The sequence below is a fragment of the Mycolicibacter senuensis genome (genome assembly GCF_003284925.1).
GTDB classification, from domain to species: domain Bacteria; phylum Actinomycetota; class Actinomycetes; order Mycobacteriales; family Mycobacteriaceae; genus Mycobacterium; species Mycobacterium algericum_A.
Map to the genome: position 1 here is coordinate 49,503 of NZ_QMEX01000010.1, position 24,044 is coordinate 73,546.

The following is a 24,044-nucleotide window of genomic DNA, read 5'->3' on the forward strand; positions in this document are numbered from 1 at the left end:
CACCATGACCGTGACAGCCACAGAGCGCAAACCGGCGGCGGAGCGCATCGCGGTGCGGTGTGTGGACTCCGATGTCCACCCGGTGCCGCGGCGCGGCGAACTGACCCAGTACATCCCGGAACCGTGGCGCAGCAAGTACTTTCTGACCCGGCGCATCGGTGAGCAGATCTACTACGACGCACCGGACTACGCGCACGCGTTCGCCATGCGCGTCGATGCGTTCCCGGCCGACGGCGAATTCCCGGGTAGTGACCCGGAGTTGGCGTTCAAGCAACTCATCATGGAGGCGGGATCGGACTTCGCGATCCTGGAGCCTGCCGCCTACCCGGCCCGCTTTCCCGAAGCCCAGCATGCGATGTCGTGTGCACTCAACGACTGGCAGGCCAATCATTGGCTGGACAGTCATAACAACTGGCACCAGCGGTGGCGCGGCTCGATCTGCATCGCCATCGAGGACCCGGCGGGGTCCGTCGCCGAGATCGAGAAGTGGGCCGGGCACCCCTACATGGCCCAGATCCTGATCAAGGCCGAGCCGCGGCCGTCATGGGGCGACCCCAAGTACGACCCGATCTGGGCGGCGGCCACCAAACACGACATCACCGTGAGCTGCCACCTGTCGCGTAGCCACCATGAAGAGCTGCCGATGCCGCCGGTGGGCATGCCCAGCTACAACCACGATTTCATGGTCACCTACTCGCTGCTGGCGGCCAACCAGGTGATGAGCCTGGTGTTCGACGGCGTCTTCGACCGCCACCCGAACCTGCGCATCGTGCTGGTCGAACACGCCTTCACCTGGATCCTGCCGCTGATGTGGCGGATGGACGCCATCTATGAAGCACGCAAGTCGTGGCTGGACATCAAACGCAAGCCCAGCGAGTACGTCAAGGACCACATCAAGTTCACCACCCAGCCGCTGGACTACCCCGAGGACAAGACCGAGTTGACCCGGGCGTTCGAGTGGATGGAGTGCGAGAAGATCCTGCTGTACTCCTCGGACTACCCGCACTGGACCTTCGATGATCCGCGCTGGCTGGTCAAGCATCTACCGAAGGCGGCTCGCGAAGCGGTGATGTTCAAAAACGGCCTCAAGACCTACCACCTTCCGGACACGGTCCCGGCCCTCGAGGGTCAGGTGCGGGTGTTCTGAATGAGCGAAGAGAAACAGCGGCCCCGGCTGGCCCAGGGCCGCGAGCACATCGTTGCCACCGTCGACGAAATCCCGCCCGGCACGCGTAAACTCGTACCGATCGGCCATCACGGAGTCGGCGTCTACAACATCAACGGGACGTTCTACGCGATCGCGAACTTCTGTCCGCACCAGGGCGGCCCGTTGTGTTCCGGGCGACTGCGCGGCCGCACCGTCGTCGACGAGAGCGCGCCGGGTGACGCCGCCATGGTCCGCGACCTCGAATACATCTACTGCCCTTGGCATCAATGGGGTTTCGAACTCGCCACCGGCACCACCGCGGTCAAACCCGAGTGGAGCATCCGCACCTACCCGGTGCGGGTGGTGGGCAACGACGTCCTGGTCCAGGCCTAACACACAGGAGCAATCGGTGGCCTCTGTCGAAATCAACGGCGGAAACGTCGTCTACGAGATCCTCGGCGACACCGGCGATCTGATCGTACTGACCCCCGGCGGCCGGTTCTCCAAGGAGATTCCCGGCCTACGCCCGCTGGCCGATGCGCTCGTTGCCGGCGGCTACCGGGTGCTGTTGTGGGACCGCCCCAACTGCGGGGCCTCCGATGTGCAGTTCTACGGCCAGTCCGAATCGCATATGCGAGCCGAGACGCTGCACGGCCTGCTCACCGCCCTGGACACCGGGCCTGTCATCCTGGCCGGTGGCTCGGGTGGTGCGCGGGACTCGATGCTGACCACCATGCTCTACCCCGAATTGGTCACCAAGCTGGTGCTGTGGAACATCGTCGGCGGCATCTACGGCACCTTCGTACTGGGCTCCTACTACGTGGTACCCAGCATCCTGGCGGTGCGCGGCGGCGGCACCCAGGCGCTGCCGGCCATGCGCGAATGGCAGGAACGCATCGAGGAGAATCCGGCCAACAAGCAGCGACTGCTCGACCTGGAGAGCGACGCGTTCCTCAAGGTGATGCTGCGCTGGCTCAACGCGTTCGTGTCCAAGCCGGGCCAGACGATTCCCGGAGTCGACGACGAGATGTTCGACCGCATAACGGTTCCCACACTGATCATCCGGGGCGGCGAGAACGATTGGGACCACCCGAAGCGCACCTCACTGGAGGTGAATTGCTTGATTAAGGGATCCGAGCTGATCGACCCGCCATGGCCGGAGGACGCCTGGGAGCGGGCCGCCGAAGAACGAGCCGCGGGAAAAGTAAGTCACTTCAACATGTTCGACACCTGGGTGCTGGCCGCCCCGGCGATCCTGGAATTTTTGGGGCGCTGATGGCCTCAACGGATGTGGATGTGAACCTCGCAGTTCAGCGACGCCTCCAGCGCGGTGTGGATACGGCTCTCGCCGACCCGCGCCACGTCGGCATCGGCCAGCGTCACATGGACGACGTCGAGGCCGTCTGCTCCCGGGGTGCGGCCGATCTCGCCGGTCAGTCCCAGGCCCGCGAGCACCCCGAGCGCGTCGTCATCGGTACCCCGGCTCACATAGGTCACCACGCCGGGCACTGGTTCGGTACCGAACGCTTTGGCGCACAATCGCATTCCGATATCGATGATGTCGGCGTCGGTGCCGGCGATCAACAATCGAACGTGGCGCCGCCCCGCCGGCATCGCCGCAACGTCAGTCTCGACCAGGCCGGCACCGGCCGGCACCACCAGATCGCGCAACGTCGCCATCCCGGCCCTCAACTGCTGTTGTGTCAGTTGTCCGGCCGGGTCGACGTCGATGCGCACTACCGCGGTTCTCACGACCGCGAGCCTAACCAAACGAGGTGGCAATGACGACAACTGCGGCAAGCCCGGACATCACCGTCGCCGCCTGGCCGGGCAGCGAGCCGCGACTGCTGCGCAACGGCGTCGAGGACGGCGCGGCCTACGCCGCCGCCGGCGGCTACCGGACGCTGGCTGATGCCGACGCATTCCTCGACGAGGTGGACCGCAGCGGGTTGCTCGGGCGCGGTGGCGCCGGGTTCCCGCTGGGGGTCAAGTTGCGCTCGGTGCGCGCCGCCGCCGCCCGCCGCGGCCTCGACGCCGTCGTCGTCGCCAACGGCGAAGAGGGGGAACCGGCCTCGATCAAGGACCGCTGGCTGCTGCGTAATCGCCCGCACCTGGTACTCGACGGCTTGCGGCTGGCGGCCGCAGCCGTGGCGGCCACCCGCACCTACGTCTACGTCTCCGACCCGGCAGCGGCCCGCAGCATCGAGGCCGCGCTGGCCGAGATCAGCACCGAAACCATTGCCGGGCCGCCGGTCAGCGTGTTCACCGTCGACGCCGGCTATGTGGCCGGCGAGGAGACCGCAGCGGTGCGTGCCATCAACGGCGGTCCGGCCAAGCCGACCGACAAACCGCCGCGGCCCTACCAGCGGGGGGTCGCCCAGCGCCCGACCCTGGTCTCCAACGTCGAGACGTTGGCGAATCTGCCGTTCCTGCAGCGCCACGGCGCAGCGGCGTTCCGCTCAGCAGGCACCACGTCATCGCCGGGAACCTTCCTGGCAACGGTGACCGGTGGCGGCCTGGCCCCGGTGCTCTACGAACTGCCGCATGGTGTCGAGATCCGCGAATTGCTCGAGTTCCACGGGATTCCGCTCGACCAGGTGCGCGGGCTACTGATGGGCGGTTACTTCGCCGGCCTGCTCAACCGCGACGGATTGGCTGCCACCCTGGACCACGAGACCCTGCGCGCCGGTGGCAGCGGCCTGGGCTGCGGGGCGGTCGCCGTTCTCACCGACGATTGCCCGGTGGCGGTCGCCGCCTCGGTGCTGGCCTATTTCGGGCGGGAGAACGCCGGACAGTGCGGGTCGTGTTTCAACGGCACCGTGGCGATGGCAGCAGTGGCCGAAGCGCTGCGGGACGGGGTCGCGACCGCGCAGGACGTCGAGCGACTGCAGCGGTGGGCCGGGGTGCTGCCCGGGCGCGGCGCCTGCGGGACGCTGGACGGTGCCACCACGGTGGCGGCCAGCCTGCTCACCCGGTTCCCGGAATTGGTGGCCGAGCACCTTGCCGACAGCTGCGACACCTGCCGCGGCGGCGCCTACCGGGCCGAACGTCCCTACGCGATCGAGGAGGTGACGGCATGAAGATCCGACTGGATCGCACGATGTGCGACGGGTTCGGCTACTGCGCCAAACACGCGCCGAAGTACTTCTCGCTGGACGACTGGGGCTATGCGTCGCTGACCGGCGACGGCACCGTGGACGAGGCGGATGAGCGTGACGTCATGCGTGCCCTGCTGGACTGCCCGGTGCACGCCATCATCGAGATCACCGAGGACGACGACCAGTGAGCGCACCGGGACGACCGCTGCCGACGCTCACCTTGGACAACGAGTTCTTCTGGACCGCGGGCGCCGACGGAGTGCTGCGGATGCAGCAATGCCGGGACTGCGCCGGCCTCGTCCATCCGCCGCAACCGGTCTGCCGCCACTGCCGTAGCCAGAACCTGGCAGTGCGCGACCTGTCCGGGCGGGCCACCCTGGCCGGCTTCACCGTCAATCACCGGTTCAGCCTGCCCGGTATGCCGGCACCGTACGTGGTGGCACAGGTGGCGATCAACGAGGATCCCCGAGTTCGCCTGACCACCAACATCATCGATTGCGATCCAGACGGCCTCGAGCTCGGCCAGCAGGTGGAGGTCGCCTTCGAAAATATCGACGACGTGTGGCTGCCGCTGTTCCGGCCGGTGCCGGCCGGAGCAGACGGCCCGGCAGGTGCAGCGCCCAAGCCGCTGCCCGAGGACGAGATCGCACCCGAGGACTTCGCGCGGCATGTGCGCCCGATGGTGACCACCGAGAAGTTCGAGGACAAGGTGGCGCTCACCGGCATCGGCATGTCGACGCTGGGACGCCGGCAGCTGGTGCCGCCGCTGTCGTTGACGGTGGCGGCCTGTAATGCGGCGATCGCCGACGCCGGGCTGAGCATCGACGACATCGACGGCCTGTCGACGTATCCGGGCGGCGGTCTACCGGGCCCGTTCGGCGAGGGCGGGGTGACCGCGCTCGAGGCGGCGCTCGGCGTCCGGCCGACCTGGCACAACGGCGGCATGGAGACGTTCGGTCCGGGCGGATCAGTGATCGCCGCCATGCTGGCGGTCGCCACCGGGCTGGCGCGGCACGTGCTGTGCTTCCGGACGCTGTGGGAAGCCACCTACAACGAACTGATGAAGCAGGGCAAGGTCGCCCCGCTGGGCGGCGCTCGCACCGCGAGCTGGCAGATGCCGTTCGGGGCGATCTCGGCGGCGCACACGCTGGCACAGAACGCCCAGCGGCACTTCCACCGCTACGGCACCACCCGCGAGACGCTGGGCTGGATCGCGTTGAACCAGCGCGCCAATGCCGCCCTGAACCCGACGGCGATCTACCGCGACCCGCTGACCATGGACGATTATCTGTCCGCCCGGATGATCACCACGCCGTTCGGGCTATATGACTGCGACGTCCCGTGCGACGGCGCCGTCGCGGTGATCGTGTCCGCGGCCGACGCGGCCCGTGATCTGGCCAAGCCGCCGGTACTGGTGGAGGCGGTCGGCACTCAGATCCTCGAGCCGATCGACTGGGACCAGAGCACGCTGACCCATGAGCCGCAGGTGCTGGGGCAGGCCGCGCACCTGTGGTCGCGGACCACCCTGCGCCCGTCCGATGTCGACGTCGCGGAGCTCTACGACGGGTTCAGCTTCAACTGCCTGTCGTGGATCGAGGCACTGGGCTTCTGCGGCATCGGCGAGGCCAAGAGCTTCCTGGACGGCGGGGCCAACATCGCCCGCGACGGGGTGCTTCCGCTGAACACCCACGGCGGGCAGCTCTCCCACGGCCGCACCCACGGGATGGGGCTGATCCACGAAGCGGTCACCCAGTTGCGGGGCGAGGCCGGTGCACGCCAGGTGAGCGGCGCCCGCGTGGCGGTGACCAGCAGTGGCGGGCTGACTCCCAGCGGGGTGATGTTGCTGCGGGCCGACTCGTGAGGGCCGCCCGATGAGCCACCCCATTCGGCCGCGCACGGTCAATGCCGACGGGATACCGATGTCGGCGCTGCTGGCCGAAGTTGCCGATCCGCGTGCCGTGGTCGTCGCCCTGCACGGCGGCGGCACCACTTCGCTGTACTTCGACTGCCCGGGACAACCCGAATTGTCGCTGTTGAGAACCGGTGCGGCACTGGGTTACACGGTGATCGCACTGGACCGGCCGGGCTATGGCACCTCGGCGCTGTACCCGGAGGCGGTGACCGACCCACAACAGCGTGTCCGGTTGGCCTACCTGGCCGTCGATGCCGTCCTCGGCGACCGGCCGCGAGGCGCCGGGCTGTTCATCCTGGGTCACTCCAACGGCTGCGAGCTGGCGATGCGGATGGCGGTCGACGCGCGCCGCGCCGAGTTACTCGGGCTCGAACTGGCCGGCACCGGACTGCATTACCGGGGCGCCGCACGGCAGGCCTTGAGTTCGGCTGGACCGGGGCAGCGTCCGGTCGGTCTGCGTGAGTTGCTCTGGGAGCCGGCAACGCTGTATCCCGAAGCGGTACTGCGCGGGACCACCAGCTCATCGCCGGGGTCACCGTATGAAGCCGCCATGGTGGCCGATTGGCCGCGGCACGATTTTCCCTCGCTGGCCGCTCAGATCCGGGTGCCGGTGCGCTTCACCTTCGCCGAACACGAGAAGATCTGGCAATCAGATGCGGCTGCACAGCGCGACATTCGCGCCCTCTTCACCGCCACAGCCGGCTTCACCACCAATCACCAACCCGAGGCCGGCCACAATCTCAGCCTCGGCTTCAGTGCGGGCGACTACCACCGTTCGGTGTTGTCATTCGTCGACGAGTGCGTGGCGACCGCCGCGCGGAATTCGGAGGTCAGTTGATGCGGGTCGGTTTCATCGGACTGGGCAGCCAAGGCGCGCCGATGGCGCGACGCATCATCGAGGGCGGCTACTCGACGACGCTGTGGGCACGCCGGGCCGCCACGCTGGAGGCCTTCGCCGACACCGAGGCGCGCGTCGCGGACTCGCCGGCCGACCTCGGTCATGCCAGCGACCTGGTCTGCCTGTGTGTGGTTGGCGATGCCGATGTCGAGCAGGTGGTGCAGGGCGAGAACGGCGTGCTGGCCGGGATGCAGCGCGGCGGCGTCATCGCGATTCACAGCACCGTGCACCCGGACACCTGTCGCCGGTTGGCCGAACACTGCGCCCGGCAGGGCGTCTCGCTGATCGACGCACCGGTCAGTGGCGGCGGCCCGGCCGCCGAGGCCGGGACGCTGCTGGTGATGGCCGGCGGCGACGAGGAGGTGGTGCAGCGGTGCCGGCCGGTATTCGACACCTACGCCGACCCCGTCGTGCATCTGGGTGGACTCGGATCGGGCCAGGTGACCAAGCTGCTCAACAACCTGCTGTTCACCGCCAATCTGGGCACCGCCGCGACCGCGCTGGCACTGGGCGAGCAACTGGGGGTGTCGCGGGAGCGGCTGGCCGAGGTGGTCAGTCGTGGCAGTTCGAACAGCTTTGCGCTCAACAGCATCCGGGGATCCGGCGGAACCCTGGATCGGCTGGCGGCAATGGCCGGGACGCTGTTGCAGAAGGACGTGCGCCTGGTGGCCGATCTGGCACAGCAGGCGGCGGCGACACCGGGCGCGGTGCTCGACGCCGCCGACGCCGCGCTGGCGCTGATGGATCATCCGCGATGACAACGCCGGACTTTCCGAATCCCCTTCCGCGGTAGACCCGTTTATCTTACAGTTGGGCATACGGTCTAACGCCCGGTCACCACGTTTTTCAGCCGGTTCTCGCCGCTGAGGAGGATTCAATGACCAAGCCGAAACTCGTCTTCGACCCGTTTTCGGAGGAGTATTTCAACGATCCGTTCGAAATCTATCGGCGTATGCGCGAAGAAACCCCGCTCTATTACGACGAGCAGGAGGATTTCTACGCGCTCACCCGGCACGAGGATGTGGCGGCGGCACTCAAGGATTTCGAGACCTACTCCTCAGCCCGCGGCTGCGACCTGGCGATGGTGCGCTCGGATGAACCCCCACAGAAGTCGATCATCTTCATGGACCCGCCGGATCACCGGCACATGCGCAGCCTGCTCAACAAGGCGTTCACGCCCCGGGCGATCCAGGCGCAGCGGGCGACCATCATCGAGCAGGTCGAGCGGTTCCTCGGCGCCGCGAACCCGGATAACTTCGATGTGGTGCAGGATTTCTCCGGCCCGTTCCCGGTCGAGGTGATCACCCGAATGGTCGGGGTGCCCGATGAGTTCCGGCAGCAGGTGCGGCATTGGATGAATATCTCGCTGCACCACGAACCCGGGCAGATCGAAATCAGCGAAGTCAACATGCAGGCCAACATCGATACCGCGATGTACTACTACGGGTTGGTGCAGGAACGGCGGACCAACCCGCAGGACGACATGCTCAGCAGGCTGATCGCCGCCGAGATCCCCGGCGACGACGGTCAGCCGCGCCGGCTCGACGATATTGAAATCACCGGTTTCGCTGCGCTATTGGGCGGCGCCGGCGCCGAGACGGTCACCAAGCTGGTCGGCAACGCCGCGGTGATCTTCGCCCGAAACCCGGACCAGTGGCGCAAACTGCTCGACGACCGCAGCAAGGTGCCGGCTGCCGTGGAGGAGCTGCTGCGCTACGAGGGGCCGGTGCAGTACAACGTGCGCTACACCCTCAAGGAGGCGCACGTCAGCGGCGGCACCATCCCGGCGGGCAAGCCGGTGTTCTTGCTCAACGCCGCGGCGAACCGCGACCCGGATGCCTTCACCGACGCCGACACCTTCGACATCGACCGGGATCAGACCGAGGCACAGCACCTGGGCCTCGGCTATGGGATCCACAGCTGTCTGGGAGCGGCGCTGGCCCGGATGGAGAGCACCATCGCGCTGGAGCGATTGTTGGATTTCATGCCCCGCTACGAGGTGCAGTGGGATGGCCTGCAACGGGTTCACATGCAGAACGTCGCCGGCTGGCAGAACGTCCCGGTCCGGGTCCTCCGGTAGGTGCCGGCGCCAATGACAAACCGGAAAGTCGTCGTCGACTACGGGCTGTGTGAAGCCAACGCGATCTGCATGGGCATCAACCCGGACGTGTTCCACCTCGATGACGACGACACCCTGCACATCCTGCAGCCCGACATCACCCCGGAGACCGAGAATGATGTGCTCGAGGCGGTCCGCCGGTGCCCACGGCAGGCGCTGTCGATCGTCGAGGACGGCGACTAGCGCGCCGGGAACCCGGAGAGGATGACGGCGTTGCAGTCGGCGGCGGCCTGCCGCAGTTTCGCCGCCTGCTGGTAGCCCTCGGAGTGGTACCAGGCTCGGGCGGCGTCCACCGACTCGAATTCCAGTACAACGGTTTGATTCCCGTGCCAGTCGCCTTCGACCACCTCGGCCTTGGTGTCGACCGCCAGGATCTTCGCGCCGCCCGCTGCCATCGTCGGCTGGGCGGCCTTACCGTAGGCGATCATGCCCTCCGGGTCGTTGATGGCCTCGGTCAGAATGACATAGCCCTTGGGCCCGTTGGACATTAGCTCTCCTCTTGTGAATCGGTGACATCGTCGATGGCGTGTTCCGGGCATTGCTTGATAGCGTCACGAACCGCGTCCTCGAGGTGCGCCGGCACCTCATCGACGGTGACCTCGGAGTAGCCGTCGTCGTTGATGGCGAAGACCTCGGGGCAGATCGTGGTGCAGATGCCATGGCCGGCACAGCGATCCGGGTCGACCCACGCCTTCATCGCGTTCCCTCCCCGGCCGGGGTGAACTCCAGATTCAGGTCGATCAGACCACGCAGGATGTAGGTCGGAAGGTAGCTGAAACGTCGTGCGTCGGGCGGGCCGTGCCGCTCTTCGGAGATGCTGATCTCGGTCGTTCGATCCAGCAGCCGCTCGAGCGCGATGCGGGTCTCGGCCCGGGCCAGCGGCGCCCCGGGGCAGCTGTGAATTCCCCGCCCGAACGTGATGTGCTGGCGCGCATTGCTGCGGGCGGGATCGAAGGTGTCCGGGTCGCTGAAGCGGCGTGGGTCGCGGTTGGCGCCGGCAGCCAGCACCATCAGCGTCGTGCCGGCCGGGACTGCGACCCCGCCGACCTCGGTGTCGACTCGGGAAAGCCGGAAGTCACCCTTGACCGGGGTCTCAAAGCGCAGCACCTCCTCGATGAAGTTGGGAATCAGTGCCCGGTCGTCACGCAGCCGCTGCTGGATCGCGGGAGTCTCCCCGAGGATCTTCAACGCGGACCCGAGCAGTCGCACCGTCGTCTCCTGGCCGGCCGAGTAGACGTTGGCGGCCACCCGCGCCACGTCCATCGGGTCCGGGATCGAGCCGTCCGGGAACGTCGCCTCGGCCATCCCGGTGAGCACGTCGCCGCGCGGATTACGGCGACGGTCGGCGATGTAGTCGGCGAAGGTGGCGTAGAGGAACTCCAGCGGACTGTGCGCCAGCGCCTTGGCATCGGTACTGCCGATGCCGCCGCCCACATTGCGCCCCATGTTGTTGACGAACTCGTCGCGGTCTTCATCGGGGACGCCCAGCAGGTCCGCGATGACCAGCAGGGTGAACGGGGCGGCGAAGCCGTTGATGAACTCTCCGGCGCCGGGGGCGAGAAATCCGTCGAGCACCTGGTCGGCCAACTCCCACATCGCGTCCTCGTTCTCCTTGAGGCGCTTGGGGGTCAGCAGGCGCATCAGCAACGCCCGGTGGTTGGTGTGCGTCGGCGGGTCCAGCGTCGGAAGCTGGTCGCTGAACGGCAGTTCGTCGCGGTGCTTGTCGATCAGCCCCGCCACGGTCTCGCCGCCCAGGTCGCCGTCGAGTGGCACCGGGAAGCCGGGGAACGGACCCGTCACCGCGATGCACGACGAGAACACGTCGGCGTTGCCGGCCACGGCGCACGCCTCGTCCCACCCGGTCACCATCATCACGCCGTGGTGGGGCTCCCGGGTGACCGGCGAGCGCTCCCGCAGGGCGTGCAGATAGGGGTAGGGGTCGCCGACGACCGCCTGGTCGGTAAAGAAGTCGATGTTATCCGGATTCATCACGAGCCCCGCTCCACTCCCTCGATCTCGCATCCGAGAATGCCATTCTCGAATACGATCGACACACTTTCACACCCGCGGGTGCCCGTCAACGCAAGCCCCCGCTCAGCTGTTCGACCGCGCGGCGTCCATCAGCGCATTCGCCTGGCGCTCACCGTGCTTGTGCTGGCTGAGCGCACGAATCGAGACATCATGCCCCTCGGCGGCCTTCCGCAGCCCGCCCACCGTGGCCTGGTCGCGCGGGATGTGGGCGAACGGGTCGAACGAGTACCAGCGCATGGCGTTGAGGTGGGTCATCTTGTTGATGTCGTCGTCGGGGACGTTGTTGGCGCTGAGCACATCCCAGAGCTCTTCGGGCGCCCCTGGCCACATCGAGTCGCTGTGCGGGTAGTCGGCCTCCCACGCGATGTTGTCGATGCCGATATCGTGCCGGAGCTTCACACCGACCGGATCGGAGATGAAGCACGTCAAGAAGTGCTCCCGGAACACCTCGGAGGGCAGCTTGCCGCCGAAGTCCTGCCCGGTCCAGACCGAGTGCATCTCGTAGGTGCGGTCCACCCGCTCCAAGAAGTACGGGATCCAGCCGGTGCCGCCCTCGGAGAGCGCGATCTTGAGGTCGGGATAGTCCTTCACCGGCTTGGACCACAACAGGTCCGCGGCCGCCTGCACGATGTTCATCGGCTGCAGCGTGATCATCACGTCCATCGGCGCGTCCGGCGCAGTGATGGCCAGCTTGCCCGACGACCCGATGTGGACATTGAGCACGGTGTCGGTGTCACACAGCGCTTTCCACAGCGGGTCCCAGTAGGGATCGTGAAAACTCGGGTAGCCCATGGCCGCCGGGTTCTCACTGAACGTCAGGGCGTGCACACCCTTCTTGGACACCCGTCGCACCTCGGCGGCGCACTTCTCGGCGTCCCAGATCACCGGTAGCCCCATCGGTATGAAGCGCCCCGGGTACGCCCCGCACCACTCGTCGATGTGCCAGTCGTTGTAGGCCTGCACCAGTGCCACCGAGAAGTCGGGGTCGTCGGTGGCGAACAGCCGCCCGGCGAAACCGGGAAACGACGGAAAGCAGATCGAGCCGAGGATGCCGCCGGCGTTCATGTCTTTGATGCGCTCGTCGACGTTGTAGCAACCGGGCCGGATCTCGTCGAGCCCCTGGGGCTCCAGACCGTATTCCTCCTTGGGCCGTCCCGCGACCGCGTTGAGGGCGACATTGGGGATCACCACATCGCGGAACTGCCAGGTATCGGAGCCGTCCGCGTTGTGCACCAGCCGCGGCGCGTCATCGAGGTACTTGCGCGGCAGGTGGTTGGCGAACATGTCCGGCGGTTCAACGGTGTGGTCATCGACGCTGACCAGAATCATGTCGTCCTTGTTCACGGCCCAGCCTCCGATCCGGGTCCGGCAGCGGCGCCGGTCCCCTGACGCTTCTGACGTCTGCAATGAAAACTAGCTTCCCCATTTCGGAGAATCAACCTTCTGGCCGGCGGGCGGGCCGGGCGCTGTCGGGCGCGGCGGCACGACCCAGGAACGCGCCCGGCCCGACCGCCCTGCCAGCGGCGACAGCCGAGTGTTGACCAATCGCGAGAAACATGGAAATCTATTGGTCAAATATGAGAATGTGATTCTCACTAGCGAGGAGGAGCAGATGCGGCTGGCCCCGCTGTCGCAGTCCCAGTGGGACGATGAGGCGGTCCAGCGTGCGCTCGCTCAGGTGCTGACCGCCGATCGGCGCAACCCGCGCGACGCCGGCTCCGCGATGACCATGCTGGTCCATCACCCGAAACTGGCCCGGGCATTCCTGAAGTTCAACGTCGAACTGCTCTACCGCGGAACGCTGCCCGACAAGCTGCGCGAGCTCGCCATCCTGCGGACCGCCCACCGCCGCGGCTGCGAATACGAGTGGGTCCACCACATCACGATCGGCAAAGAGGCCGGGCTTACGGACGCCGACATCGAAGACCTGCAACACGGCGCGGCGGGCGACGAGTTGCATCAGGCGGTGCTCACCGCCGCCGACGAACTCGACGAGGATTCCCGGCTCTCCCCCGCCACCGAGGCGATCCTCACCCAGCACCTGGACGAGCACCAGCTGATGGAACTCGTCTTCACGGTCGGCTGCTACAGCATGCTGGCCATGGCCTTCAACACTTTTGGCGTTGAACTCGATGAAGAACCCGAATCAGGGAGGTAATTTCCGTGGCACATTTCCCCAAGCCGGCAGCCGGTAGCTGGACGCAGGCCTATCCCGAGCTCGGCACTGAGCCGGTCGATTACACCGACTCGTTCGATCCGGCGCATTTCGCCGACGAGCAGGAGGCGATCTTCAAGCGCACCTGGCTACAAGTCGGCCGAGTCGAGCGGCTGCCCAAGACCGGCAGCTACTTCACCCGGGAACTGCCCTCGGTGTGCAAGGGCACTTCGATCATCATCGTCAAGGGCAAGGACGGCGTGGTCCGGGCGTTCCACAACATCTGCCGCCACCGCGGTAACAAGTTGGTGTGGAACGACTTCCCGAACGAGGAGACCGAGGGCACCTGCCGCCAGTTCACCTGCAAGTACCACGCGTGGCGCTACAGCCTCGACGGCGACCTGACGTTCATCCAGCAGGAGGGCGAGTTCTTCGACGTCGACAAGAGCCAGTACGGCCTGGTGCCGGTGCGCTGCGAGGTGTGGGAAGGTTTTATCTTCGTCAACTTCGACGACGACGCCGGCCCGCTCAACGAATACCTCGGATCGCTGGCCAAGGGCCTGGAGGGCTACCCGTTTGCCGAGATGACCGAGGTCTACTCCTACAAGTCCGAGATCGGCAGCAACTGGAAGTTGTTCCTCGACGCGTTCGTGGAGTTCTACCACGCGCCGATCCTGCACCAGGGCCAGTACACCAAGGAAGAAGCCGCCAAGATCCAGAAATTCGGCTACGAAGCGCTGCACTACGAGCTGGCCGGACCACACAGCCTGCAATCAACGTGGGGCGGTCAGTCGCCGCCGGCCGACCTCAACATGGTCAAGCCGCTGGACCGGGCGCTGCGCAGCGGACTGTTCGGCCCTTGGGACAAGCCGGATCTCATTGCCGACCTCAAGGAATTGCCACCGTCGGTGAACATCAAGCGAGTGCCGCAGTGGGGCATCGACTCGTTCGTGTTCTTCCCCAACTTCATGATTCTGATCTGGGAGCCGGGCTGGTACCTGACCTACCAGTACTGGCCGACCGCTGCCGACAAGCACACCTTCGAGGCGAGCCTGTACTTCGTGCCGCCGCGCAATGCCCGGGAGCGTCTGGCCCAGGAATTGGCCGCGGTGACTTTCAAGGAGTACGCGCTGCAGGACGCCAACACCCTGGAAGCCACCCAGACCATGATCGGCACGAAGGTCGTCGACGACTTCTTGTTGTGCGACCAGGAGGTCCTGATTCGACACCTGCACAAGACCGCCCGCGACTACGTATCCGAATACAAGAAGGAGCACGCCAATGGCGCTACCGTCTGACTTCGCTGACCTGCAGCCCTACGCCGACTGGGATCTGGCGACCGAGCCGGAGCGCTACGCCAAGCGACTGGCCTCCACCATGGGCGAGATGCAGGAGTTCTACGACGCCGCGTTCGGGCGACTCGAGGACGCCATCAACTACCTGGACAAGTTCGACCTGAACGATCTGCCCGATGATGCACGCTCGCTGATGCACCTCATGCAGTCTTTGGTGATGGTCTCCTTCCCGATCGAGGCCTGGAAGCAGCCGCGAGTCCCGGACAGCGGCGCCGCCTGGATCGACTGCATCAAGGAACCGGTCGTCTAAAGGTGCTGACGCTCAAGGCGGCCGGGCTGCTTGACGTCGACTCCGGCGAGATCATCCGGCCCGGGGTCATCCGGGTCGAGGGCGATCGGATCGTCGGCATCGGCGAGGCCCCGACCTCCGGTACGGATGACGAGGTGCTGGATCTGGGTGACCTGATCCTGCTGCCCGGGCTGATGGACATGGAGGTCAACCTGCTGATGGGCGGCCGGGGTGAGAACCCCGGCCTGTCCCAGGTCCAGGACGATCCGCCGACCCGGGTACTGCGTGCGGTGGGCAATGCGCGGCGCACGCTGCGGGCCGGCTTCACCACGGTGCGCAACCTCGGGTTGTTCGTCAAGACCGGCGGCTACCTGCTCGACGTGGCGCTGGGCAAGGCGATCGACGCCGGCTGGATCGAAGGCCCGCGGGTGGTGCCGGCCGGCCATGCCATCACGCCCACGGGCGGCCACCTGGATCCGACGATGTTCGCCGCATTCATGCCCGGCGTGCTGGAGTTGACGGTCGAGGAGGGCATCGCCAACGGTGTCGACGAGATCCGCAAGGCGGTCCGCTACCAGATCAAGCACGGTGCACAACTGATCAAAGTGTGCTGTTCCGGTGGCGTCATGTCGCTGACCGGAGAGGCGGGCGCCCAACATTATTCGGACGAGGAATTGCGCGTGATCGTCGATGAGGCGCACCGCCGCGGGCTGCGCGTCGCCGCGCACACCCACGGCGCCGAGGCGGTCAAACACGCGGTGGCGTGCGGGATCGACTGCATCGAGCACGGCTTCCTGATGGACGACGAGGCGATCGCCATGCTCGTCGAGCACGACCGCTTCCTGGTCACCACACGGCGGTTGGCCGAGGCGATGGACGTCTCCAAAGCCCCGCCGGTGTTGCAGGCCAAGGCAGCCGAGATGTTCCCCAAGGCACGCACTTCCATCAAGGCCGCCTACGAGGCGGGGGTGAAGATCGCCGTCGGCACCGACGCACCGGCGATCCCGCACGGCCGCAACGCCGACGAACTGGTCACCCTGGTCGACTGGGGGATGCCGCCGGCCGCCGTGCTCAAGGCGGCGACGGTGACCGCTGCCGAACTGATCAACGCGGCCGACCGCGGCCGGCTGGCCGAGGGCCTACTCGCAGACATCATCGGGGTACCGGGAGATCCGTTGTCCGACATCACCGTTACCCGCAACGTACAGTTCGTCATGAAAGGCGGTCAGGTGTATGTCAACAAGAACTGACGACCTCGTCGAGATCCAGCAGACGCTGGCGCGCTACGCGGTGACCATCACCCAGGGCGACATCGACGGGCTGGTGGCGGTGTTCACGCCCGACGGCACCTACAGCGCGTTCGGCGAAACCTACTCGCTGGACCGGTTTCCAGTGCTGGTCGATGCCGCCCCCAAAGGCTTGTTCATGACCGGCACCCCGGCGATCGAACTGGACGGCGACACCGCGACCGGCACCCAACCGCTGTGCTTCATCGACCACGCCAGCCACGACATGCGCATCGGCTACTACAACGACACCTACGTGCGCACCGCCGACGGCTGGCGGCTCCGGACCCGCAAGATGACGTTCATCCGGCGCAGCGGCGCCCATGATGCGGGACGGCCGCACGCCGTGGGCAGGCCCGAAGCGGGATGAGTGCACTGCACGATCCCACCGAGTTCCGCACCCAACTACGCGCCTGGCTCGACGCCAATGATCTGGCGCCGTCCGAGGACGACTCGCTGGAAGCGCACATGCGGCAGTTCGCCCGGGTCCAGAGCGCGCTCTACGAGGCCGGGTGGGGCCGTTACGGCTGGCCCGAGCGCGCCGGCGGCCTCGGCGGCCCGGACGTGCTGCGGGCCATCGTCGGTGAAGAGGTCGTCGGTCGCCGATTGGCGGAGCCGGGACCGTACTCCATGCTCGAGGTGCTCACACCGACGATGATCGACTACGCCCGGCCCGAGCTCGCTGCCGAGATGGTCCCCAGACTGTTGCGCGGCGACGAGCAGTGGTGCCAAGGCTTTTCCGAGCCGGGCTCGGGTAGCGACCTGGCCTCGCTGACCACCCGGGCCGCCCCGCGCGGCGACCAGTGGGTGATCAACGGGCAAAAGGTCTGGACCAGCTTCGCCCAGCACTCGCAGCGGTGCATTCTGCTGACGCGTACCGGCGACGCGGATACGCCCAACCACCAGGCGATCACGGCGTTCTTCGTCGACATCGACAGCCCCGGAATCGAGGTGCGGCCGCTGCGGACCATGCACGGCGTCGACGAGTTCTGCGAGGTGTATTTCGACGATGTGGTCGTCGACGGCTCGCGGATGCTCGGCAAGCCCGGCGACGGGTGGCAACTCGCCATGGACCTGCTGCCCTATGAGCGGTCCACCTGCTTCTGGCAGCGCATCGCCTACCTGTACTCGCGCTTCGACGCACTGATCGCCGCGGTGAAGCGCCAGGGCGCCGAGATCGACAACGACCTGGGCGCGGTGTATCTGGCACTGCACACCTTGCGTTGCCGCTCCCGGGCCACCCAGCACCGGCTGGCCGACGGCCATCGGCTGGGCGCGGAGACCTCGATCGACAAGGTGCTGCTGGCCGCCGCCGAACAACTGCTCTACGACACCGCCCGCGAGTTGCTGCCGGGCACGATCGAGCTGGCCGAGGGCGAATGGCGTACCGAGTACCTGTACTCCAGGGCCGCCACGATCTACGGGGGGACCGCCGAGGTGCAACGCAACATCATCGCCCGCCGCCTGCTCGACCTCGGGAAGGAGTGATGATGTCCGGCGAGATCGACGCGGCATCACTGGCCCTGCTGGAGGGCACCCTCCGCAAGACCATGCTGGGATGTTCCGGCGTGGAGCTGGACGGGGCCCTGGCCGAGCTCGGTTGGGCGGAAATGCTCTCCGAGAACCCGGATCTGGCCATACCGCTGGTGTTCCGACTGCTCGGCGAGACGGGTTCACATGCATCGGTGCTCAACGACGTGATCCTGGAGACCATCGGTGGCCTGCCCGGCGGCACGCCGCCGATGCCCTATGCCGGTGGCCGCTGGGTGATCTGGGAACGCGGCCGGCACGAGGGCGATACCGCCGCCCTCGGTGGGCTTCCGCTGCGAGAAGTGCCCGACGGCGAGCTGATGCGACTCGGCGAGGCGCGGCGCGCGGTGTGCTGGTGGCTGATCGGCTCGGCGCGCGCAATGCTCGCCCTGGCCCGCCAACACGCCCTGGACCGGGTGCAGTTCGGTAAGCCGATCGCGTCCTTCCAGGCCGTTCGGCACCGGCTCGCCGAGACCCTGGTGGCCATTGAGGGCGCCGAGGCGACGCTGGCGGCGCTGACCGCGGAAAGCCCGGACCTGTCCTCCATGCTGGCCAAGGCCGCCGCGGGCAAGGCCGCACTGACCGCGGCCAAGCACTGCCAGCAGGTGCTGGGCGGTATCGGGTTCACCGCCGAGCACGACCTGCATCGTCACGTCGAGCGGGTGCTGGTGCTCGACGGATTGCTCGGCGGCTCCCGGGAACTGACGCGCCGGGTCGGCGGCGGCCTGCGGGCCCGCGGCTCGGCGCCCCGGCTGGCGCAGCTTTAGACCGCCGAGCAGACGCCAAAGCCCCCAAATCCACGCGTTTTAGGGGGCTTTAGCGTCTGCTCGCGCTATTTACCGCGGCAGGCCCAGCACTCGTTGCGCGATGATGTTGCGCTGGATCTCCGACGTGCCACCGGCGATGGTCCCCGAGAAGCTGCGCAGGTAGCGATCGAACCAGCCGGCGGTCGCGTAGTCCTCGTTCATCGGCATGTAGGTGCCGGAACTGCCCGGGTGTGCCAGGCCGCCGCTGCCGGCCGCGTCGAGCGCGTGCTCGGCCGCGGTCTGCACCGCCTCGGAGCCCAGCAGCTTCAGCACCGACAGCGCAGGGACGTCCTGTTCGCCGCGCGCCGCCTGGGCCAGGGCCACCGAGCCGAGCAGCTGCAACGCCTGGTGATCCATCAGCAAGGTCGCGAAACGGTCGCGGTTCAGCGCCCCGGCCGGCCGGAAGTCGTGGATCAGGTCGCGCAACCGATCGGCGAAGCTCATCCACAGCAGCGTCCGTTCATGCCCGAGCGAGCCGTTGGCCACCCCCCAGCCGCCGTTGAGCGGACCGACCAGGTTCTCGGCGGGAACCACCACGTCGGTGAAGAACACCTCGTTGAAGTCGACGTCGTCGTGGTCACACGCCGACGCGAACGGCCGCCGCACCACCCCGGGGGTATCGGTCGGGATCAGCAAGACACTGATGCCCTTGTGTTTGGGGGCGTCCGGGTCGGTCCGTACGAAGGTCAACAGCACGTCGGCGTCGTGGGCGCCCGACGTCCATACCTTCTGGCCGTTGACCACGAAATGGTCGCCGTCCAGTACCGCGCGGGTCTGCAATCCGGCCAGGTCCGAGCCCGCGCCCGGCTCGCTCATGCCCAGCGACGCCGTGATCTCGGCACGCAGGATCGGGACGGCCCACCGCCGCTTCTGCTCATCGGTGCCGAATGAGAGCAGCGACGCCGCGATGATGCCGACCCCTTGCGGATTGAAGCTGGGGTAGATCCGCCGGCGTGACAACTCCTCGGAGTGCACGTACTGCTGCAGGATCGTGGCGTTGCGGCCGCCGTACTCCGGCGGGTTGCCGGGCAGCAGCCAGCCGTTGTCGAACAGCAGTCGCTGCCAGCGCCGTGCCCAGTCCGGGACGTGGGAGCACGACCGAGACCGCTCGAGCGCCTCGGCGTCGGTGGGTAGATGTTCGTCGAGGAACGCCGAGAACTCCGCCCGGAAATTCTCGACGTCGGAATCAAAGGCCAGCTGCACCGACACTCCTCGGCTCGGGCGTCTCGGGCTCTCCATCCGGACCGGCTCGGATGTTGCGAGTCCGCTTCCATAGACGCAGCGATGAGAATATCATTCTCGAATGGAGAAGTTGCGATCTCAGAATCGTCAGCCCCGATCCGGTGTGGCGCGACGCCGGCTGGTTACCGTCCAGTACAGTTGCGCTGTGCCTCGCCTACCGCACACCCGCCCGGAGTGGCGGTGACCAGCCCGAGCGAAGAACCCGCCTGGAAGCAGCGCGCGGTCGAACGCTCCATCAAGACAGCGAAAATTCGCGCGGCGCAACGCGTCCAGCGGTTCTTGGACGCGGCCCAGTCGATCATCATCGAGAAGGGCAGCACCGACTTCACCGTCCAGGAGGTCGTCGACCGCTCGCGGCAATCGCTGCGCAGCTTCTACCTGCAGTTCGACGGCAAGCACGAGCTGCTGCTGGCACTGTTCGAGGACGCCCTGAGCCGCGCGGCCGAACAGATCCGCGCCGCGGCGGCCAACTACACCGATCCGCTCGAACGCCTCAAAGTCGCGGTGGAGTTGCTGTTCGAGTCGTCGCGGCCGGACCCGGCGGCCAAACGGCCGCTGTTCACCGACTTCGCCCCGAGCCTGCTGCTGACCCACCCCGCCGAGGTCAAGGTCGCCCACACCCCGCTGTTGGCATTGCTCACCGAGCTGACCGAAGACGCGGCCGCCGCCGGGCGGCTGCGCGCCGGCTCCAACCCCAAACGGGTGGCGGCGATGATCATGCAGACGGTCATGTTCAACGCCCAATCCAGCCCGGCCTCAGCCGATCCGGCGGTCAAACCGCTGACCGCCGACGAGGTGTGGGACTTCTGCGCGAACGGCTTCGCGCGCAGCTGACCGCCGCGCTCGACCCGGTTCGTCCGCCCGCTGATCGCCGAGCGCGAGCGGAGCGCTCCGCTGCGGCTCCGGCTATTCCGGAACCCTGGACTTCCCCTCGTGAAGCGCATAGCCTCATGCTGCGAACCCAATTATCCGCATGCGAGAAGAGGATTACCGATGTCGGTGCAGACGGTGTTGGACGACATCCGGAAGGTGCCCGGCACCGGTGACGTGATCCCGATCATCGATCCGGCCACCGAAGAGCAGCTCACCGAGTTCACCGACTGCGGACCCGAAGCCGTCAACGACGCCGTCGCCCGCGCCAAGGCCACCGCCGAGTCCGGGGTCTGGTCGAAGCTGGCCGACTACGATCGGGCCCGGGTGCTGTGGCGGATCGCCGACCTGATCGACGAGAACGCCGAGATCCTCGCCGAACTCGAGTCCGTCAATGCGGGCATCCCCGCCGCCCAGGCCGCCATCATCACCAAGGTCGGCTCGGAGTGGTTCCGCTACTACGCCGGCTGGTGCACCAAGATCGACGGCATCGCACGCGACGTGAACACCGGCGGCCTGACCGGCATCGAATCCCATCAGCACGTCTACACGCTGCGCGAGCCCTATGACGTGGTCGGGCTGATCTTCCCGTGGAACGGCCCGGTCTTCAACTTCTGCGCCAAGCTGGCCCCGTCGCTGGCCGCCGGTTGCAGCAGTGTCGTCAAGCCCGCCGAGGAGACCCCGCTCTCGGCACTGGTGCTGGACCGGATCCTGTCCGAGGCCGGGGTGCCCGACGGCGTGGTCAACATGGTGCTGGGCTACGGGCACACCGCCGGTGCGGCCATCACCGCGCATCCCGACGTGGACAAGGTCGCGTTCACCGGCTCCACCGAAGTCGGCCGGGAGATCGTACGGGCCTCGGCCGCAAGCAATCTCAATAAGGTGACGTTGGAACTCGGCGGCAAGTCGCCGGTGCTCATCTACGACGACGCCGATCTCGACATGGCCATCACCATGGCCTCGTTCGGCACGTTCGTGCACTCCGGGCAGGCGTGCGTGTGCGGCTCGCGCATCTTCGCCCAGCGCGGCGTTTACGAGCGGGTCGTGGAGGGCGTCGCCAACATGGCCAACAGCATGCAGCTCGGCGGCCCCAAAGACGACGGCGTCATGATCGGACCACTGATCAGCCAGAAGCAGCTCACCCGGGTGCTCGGCTACCTGGAGCAAGGCAGGTCCGACGGTGCCGAGCTCGTCACCGGTGGACACCGGCTCGACCGCAAGGGCTACTTCGTGCACCCCACCGTCGTCACCGACGTCGACCCCGACTCCAGCCGGCTGTTCCAGGAGGAGATCTTCGGGCCGGTGGTCACGATCCTGCCGTTCGACGACGACGACGAGGCGATCGCGCTGGCCAACAACAGCACCTACGGGTTGGCCGCTACCGCGTGGACGTCCAACCTGGGCCGGGCCCACCGGCTGGCCAAGCGTCTCAAGGCCGGAACGGTGGGGTTGAACTGCCAGATGCAGTTCGACCACTCGATGCCGTTCGGCGGGTACAAGCAATCCGGCTGGGGCTACGAGTCGGGCAAGGCCGGTATCGAGACCTATCTCCAGACGAAGGTCGTCTGGGCGCAGATGTAGGCAAGACAAGGTGATACATATGGCGACCGTCCCCTATCGGATCGTCCAGTGGACGACGGGCAACGTCGGCAAGAGTTCCGTCCGGGCGATCGCCGCCAATCCCGATTACGAACTCGTCGGACTCTTCGCATGGTCCGACGACAAGGTCGGCCGCGACGCGGGCGAATTGGTCGGCATCGATCCGCTCGGGATCCCGGCCACCAACGACGCCGCGGCGCTGCTGGCGCTGAAACCCGACTGCGTGGTCTACAACCCGATGTGGATCAACGTCGGCGAACTGGTCGAGATCCTGTCGGCGGGCGTCAACGTGGTGACGTCGGCGTCGTTCATCACCGGTCGCAACCTCGGCGACGATCGGGCCCGCCTCGAGGAGGCGTGCCGCAAGGGCGGCGCCACGCTGTTCGGTTCCGGTGTCAGTCCCGGATTCGCCGAACTGCTGGCCATCGTGGCGGCGACGGCCTGCGACCGGGTCGACAAGGTCACCATCACCGAAACGGCCGACACCACGCTGTATGACTCCCCCGACACCGAGCGCCCGGTGGGGTTCGGTGCCGCCATCGACGACCCGGACCTGGCACCGATGGCCGCCAATGGCACCGCGGTGTTCGCCGAGGCGGTGCAGCTGGTCGCCGACGCGATCGGCGTCGAGCTCGACGAGATCACCTGTGTATCCGAATACGCCCAGACCACCGAGGATCTGACGATGGCGTCGTGGACCATTCCGGCCGGTCACGTCGCGGGCGTGTTCGCCAGCTGGCGGGGCATCGCCGGCGGTGAGACCGTGATCGACATCAACGTACGGTGGCGCAAAGGCCAGACGCTGGAACCAGATTGGCAACTCGACGGCGACGGTTGGAAGATCACTATCGACGGCCGCCCGACGGTCAACATGCAAGTCGGCTTCACGCCGCCGCCGGACCTGATCGCCTCGGCGAAGTCGATCGATGATTTCTTCGAGCTCGGCCACATCATGACCGCAATGCCGCCGATCAACGCCATCCCGGCCGTGGTGGCCGCCGAGCCGGGTATCGCCACCTACAACGATCTGCCGCTGCACCTGCCGCGCTGGTCGGCCCGGAAGCGGTCCTGAAGTCTCATTCGTTTTCCGGCGACAACAGCCGCTCCGCCGCCGAATAGGGGTCGTCGCTGCCGTCGACGACCGACTCGGCGAGTCTGCCCAGCGCCGGGTGGGACCGCAGCCGGGTCTGTGCCAGCGACAGGATCTGTGACCGCGCCCGCGCCAGCCGGCGCTCCCGGCTGTCGGTGCGGTGGTGGGCCTCGATGGTGTCGACCAGCTCACCGAGGCCCTCGCCCCGCGAGGCGATTAAGGTGAGAATCGGTGCGCCGGTGTGCTTCAACTCGACCCGGAGGTCGCGTACGGTCTGTTGCGCCCCTTCGCGGTCGGCCTTGTTGACCACCACAATGTCGGCCACCTCCAGCAGTCCGGCCTTGGCGGCCTGCACCGCATCGCCGGCACCCGGATTGAGCACGACGATCGTCGGCGCGGCGATCGCGGCGATCTCGATCTCGGACTGGCCCACCCCGACCGACTCCAGCAGCAGCACGTCGTAGCCGAGCCCGGCCAGCAACTGGATGGCCGCCGGCACCGCTTCGGCCAGCCCGCCCAGGTGGCCGCGGGAGGCCACCGAGCGGATCAGCACCGCCGGATCGTTGATGTGCGCGGCCATCCGGATGCGATCACCCAGCAGCGCGCCGCCGCTGAACGGCGAGGACGGGTCGACGGCCAGCACCGCCACCCGCAGGTCACGCTCGCGATACGCCCCG

At 67.1% G+C, this 24,044-nt stretch carries 26 protein-coding genes and 1 pseudogene; 20 read left to right on the forward strand and 7 right to left on the reverse strand.

Annotation, left to right across the window (positions count from 1 at the left end; all coding sequences use genetic code 11):
• Positions 1 to 4: 4 nt before the first annotated feature.
• The 3 genes from DQP56_RS05555 to DQP56_RS05565 are packed head-to-tail and all read left to right on the forward strand — an operon-like array spanning position 5 to position 2,423.
• Positions 5 to 1,147 carry an amidohydrolase family protein gene (locus tag DQP56_RS05555; protein WP_112683991.1) on the forward strand — a complete coding sequence of 381 codons (1,143 nt, stop codon included), beginning with the start codon at positions 5 to 7 and terminating at the stop codon, positions 1,145 to 1,147.
• Positions 1,148 to 1,540 (forward strand): Rieske (2Fe-2S) protein, encoded by a 393-nt coding sequence (locus DQP56_RS05560; protein WP_013830413.1) that lies wholly within the window; start codon positions 1,148 to 1,150, stop codon positions 1,538 to 1,540. It abuts the gene before it with no gap.
• A gap of 16 nt (positions 1,541 to 1,556) precedes the next feature.
• Positions 1,557 to 2,423, forward strand: a complete 867-nt coding sequence (locus DQP56_RS05565) for an alpha/beta fold hydrolase (RefSeq protein ID WP_112683973.1) — start codon at positions 1,557 to 1,559, stop codon at positions 2,421 to 2,423.
• Between the two features lie 5 nt (positions 2,424 to 2,428).
• On the opposite strand, the gene DQP56_RS05570 is transcribed toward DQP56_RS05565, so the two are convergent.
• On the reverse strand, positions 2,429 to 2,899 hold the full coding sequence (locus tag DQP56_RS05570; RefSeq protein WP_112683974.1) for a hypothetical protein: 471 nt from the start codon (positions 2,897 to 2,899) through the stop codon (positions 2,429 to 2,431).
• A 29-nt stretch (positions 2,900 to 2,928) separates the two neighbouring features.
• Between DQP56_RS05570 and DQP56_RS05575 the strand changes: the two genes are divergently transcribed.
• From DQP56_RS05575 to DQP56_RS05605, 7 genes and pseudogenes are all read left to right on the forward strand, one after another.
• On the forward strand, positions 2,929 to 4,227 hold the full coding sequence (locus tag DQP56_RS05575; RefSeq protein ID WP_112683975.1) for an NADH-ubiquinone oxidoreductase-F iron-sulfur binding region domain-containing protein: 1,299 nt from the start codon (positions 2,929 to 2,931) through the stop codon (positions 4,225 to 4,227).
• Positions 4,224 to 4,418, forward strand: a pseudogene (locus DQP56_RS05580) (ferredoxin); the annotation flags it as partial. The gene DQP56_RS05575 and the pseudogene DQP56_RS05580, both read left to right, overlap by 4 nt.
• Positions 4,419 to 4,429: 11 nt before the next feature.
• Positions 4,430 to 6,106, forward strand: coding sequence for a thiolase C-terminal domain-containing protein (locus DQP56_RS05585; protein WP_112683976.1), 1,677 nt, complete (start codon positions 4,430 to 4,432; stop codon positions 6,104 to 6,106).
• A gap of 10 nt (positions 6,107 to 6,116) precedes the next feature.
• The gene (locus DQP56_RS05590) at positions 6,117 to 6,995 is read left to right on the forward strand and encodes an alpha/beta fold hydrolase (RefSeq protein WP_165824908.1); all 879 of its coding nucleotides are present in this window, start codon (positions 6,117 to 6,119) and stop codon (positions 6,993 to 6,995) included.
• A complete protein-coding gene (locus DQP56_RS05595) occupies positions 6,995 to 7,813 on the forward strand; it encodes an NAD(P)-dependent oxidoreductase (RefSeq protein ID WP_013830420.1) in 819 nt (272 codons plus the stop codon). Before DQP56_RS05590 ends, DQP56_RS05595 begins: the two co-directional genes overlap by 1 nt.
• Positions 7,814 to 7,932: 119 nt before the next feature.
• On the forward strand, positions 7,933 to 9,135 hold the full coding sequence (locus tag DQP56_RS05600) for a cytochrome P450 (RefSeq protein ID WP_112683977.1): 1,203 nt from the start codon (positions 7,933 to 7,935) through the stop codon (positions 9,133 to 9,135).
• A 12-nt stretch (positions 9,136 to 9,147) separates the two neighbouring features.
• Positions 9,148 to 9,357: a ferredoxin gene (locus tag DQP56_RS05605; protein ID WP_083037587.1), complete on the forward strand. Its 210-nt coding sequence runs from the start codon at positions 9,148 to 9,150 to the stop codon at positions 9,355 to 9,357.
• Here DQP56_RS05605 and DQP56_RS05610 read toward each other — a convergent pair.
• The 4 genes from DQP56_RS05610 to DQP56_RS05625 form a co-directional block, all read right to left on the reverse strand.
• Positions 9,354 to 9,662 (reverse strand): DUF1330 domain-containing protein, encoded by a 309-nt coding sequence (locus DQP56_RS05610; RefSeq protein ID WP_112683978.1) that lies wholly within the window; start codon positions 9,660 to 9,662, stop codon positions 9,354 to 9,356. The genes DQP56_RS05605 and DQP56_RS05610 overlap by 4 nt on opposite strands.
• Complete coding sequence (locus DQP56_RS05615; RefSeq protein ID WP_013830424.1) at positions 9,662 to 9,871, reverse strand: ferredoxin; 210 nt, start codon at positions 9,869 to 9,871, stop codon at positions 9,662 to 9,664. The genes DQP56_RS05610 and DQP56_RS05615 overlap by 1 nt, the downstream gene beginning before the upstream one ends.
• A complete protein-coding gene (locus DQP56_RS05620; protein ID WP_112683979.1) occupies positions 9,868 to 11,163 on the reverse strand; it encodes a cytochrome P450 in 1,296 nt (431 codons plus the stop codon). Before DQP56_RS05620 ends, DQP56_RS05615 begins: the two co-directional genes overlap by 4 nt.
• 105 nt (positions 11,164 to 11,268) lie before the next feature.
• A complete protein-coding gene (locus DQP56_RS05625) occupies positions 11,269 to 12,549 on the reverse strand; it encodes an amidohydrolase family protein (protein ID WP_083037584.1) in 1,281 nt (426 codons plus the stop codon).
• Between the two features lie 268 nt (positions 12,550 to 12,817).
• Between DQP56_RS05625 and DQP56_RS05630 the strand changes: the two genes are divergently transcribed.
• Genes DQP56_RS05630 through DQP56_RS05660 form a run of 7 tightly spaced genes read left to right on the forward strand, consistent with a single transcriptional unit; the run spans position 12,818 to position 18,527 of the window.
• Positions 12,818 to 13,363 (forward strand): carboxymuconolactone decarboxylase family protein, encoded by a 546-nt coding sequence (locus DQP56_RS05630; protein ID WP_112683993.1) that lies wholly within the window; start codon positions 12,818 to 12,820, stop codon positions 13,361 to 13,363.
• A gap of 5 nt (positions 13,364 to 13,368) precedes the next feature.
• Positions 13,369 to 14,658, forward strand: a complete 1,290-nt coding sequence (locus tag DQP56_RS05635; RefSeq protein WP_112683980.1) for an aromatic ring-hydroxylating oxygenase subunit alpha — start codon at positions 13,369 to 13,371, stop codon at positions 14,656 to 14,658.
• Entirely contained in the window at positions 14,642 to 14,965 is a 324-nt protein-coding gene (locus tag DQP56_RS05640) for a hypothetical protein (RefSeq protein WP_013830429.1), read from the forward strand. Before DQP56_RS05635 ends, DQP56_RS05640 begins: the two co-directional genes overlap by 17 nt.
• A 2-nt stretch (positions 14,966 to 14,967) precedes the next feature.
• Complete coding sequence (locus DQP56_RS05645; RefSeq protein ID WP_112683981.1) at positions 14,968 to 16,194, forward strand: metal-dependent hydrolase family protein; 1,227 nt, start codon at positions 14,968 to 14,970, stop codon at positions 16,192 to 16,194.
• Complete coding sequence (locus DQP56_RS05650; RefSeq protein WP_013830431.1) at positions 16,178 to 16,600, forward strand: nuclear transport factor 2 family protein; 423 nt, start codon at positions 16,178 to 16,180, stop codon at positions 16,598 to 16,600. Before DQP56_RS05645 ends, DQP56_RS05650 begins: the two co-directional genes overlap by 17 nt.
• A complete protein-coding gene (locus DQP56_RS05655; RefSeq protein WP_112683982.1) occupies positions 16,597 to 17,718 on the forward strand; it encodes an acyl-CoA dehydrogenase family protein in 1,122 nt (373 codons plus the stop codon). Before DQP56_RS05650 ends, DQP56_RS05655 begins: the two co-directional genes overlap by 4 nt.
• Positions 17,719 to 17,720: 2 nt before the next feature.
• Entirely contained in the window at positions 17,721 to 18,527 is an 807-nt protein-coding gene (locus DQP56_RS05660) for an acyl-CoA dehydrogenase family protein (protein WP_165824909.1), read from the forward strand.
• Between the two features lie 69 nt (positions 18,528 to 18,596).
• On the opposite strand, the gene DQP56_RS05665 is transcribed toward DQP56_RS05660, so the two are convergent.
• Positions 18,597 to 19,769, reverse strand: coding sequence for an acyl-CoA dehydrogenase family protein (locus tag DQP56_RS05665; RefSeq protein ID WP_083037651.1), 1,173 nt, complete (start codon positions 19,767 to 19,769; stop codon positions 18,597 to 18,599).
• Positions 19,770 to 19,988: 219 nt separating this feature from the next.
• On the opposite strand from DQP56_RS05665, the gene DQP56_RS05670 reads away from it, so the two are divergent.
• The 3 genes from DQP56_RS05670 (at position 19,989) to DQP56_RS05680 (ending at position 23,349) form a co-directional block, all read left to right on the forward strand.
• Complete coding sequence (locus tag DQP56_RS05670) at positions 19,989 to 20,642, forward strand: TetR/AcrR family transcriptional regulator (RefSeq protein WP_112683995.1); 654 nt, start codon at positions 19,989 to 19,991, stop codon at positions 20,640 to 20,642.
• 159 nt (positions 20,643 to 20,801) lie between these two features.
• A complete protein-coding gene (locus DQP56_RS05675) occupies positions 20,802 to 22,259 on the forward strand; it encodes an aldehyde dehydrogenase family protein (protein WP_112683983.1) in 1,458 nt (485 codons plus the stop codon).
• Between the two features lie 19 nt (positions 22,260 to 22,278).
• Positions 22,279 to 23,349, forward strand: coding sequence for an NAD(P)H-dependent amine dehydrogenase family protein (locus tag DQP56_RS05680; protein WP_112683984.1), 1,071 nt, complete (start codon positions 22,279 to 22,281; stop codon positions 23,347 to 23,349).
• A 4-nt stretch (positions 23,350 to 23,353) separates the two neighbouring features.
• On the opposite strand, the gene DQP56_RS05685 is transcribed toward DQP56_RS05680, so the two are convergent.
• Positions 23,354 to 24,044 (reverse strand): ArgK/MeaB family GTPase (locus tag DQP56_RS05685; protein ID WP_112683996.1); only part of this gene is annotated, 691 nt, incomplete at its 5' end.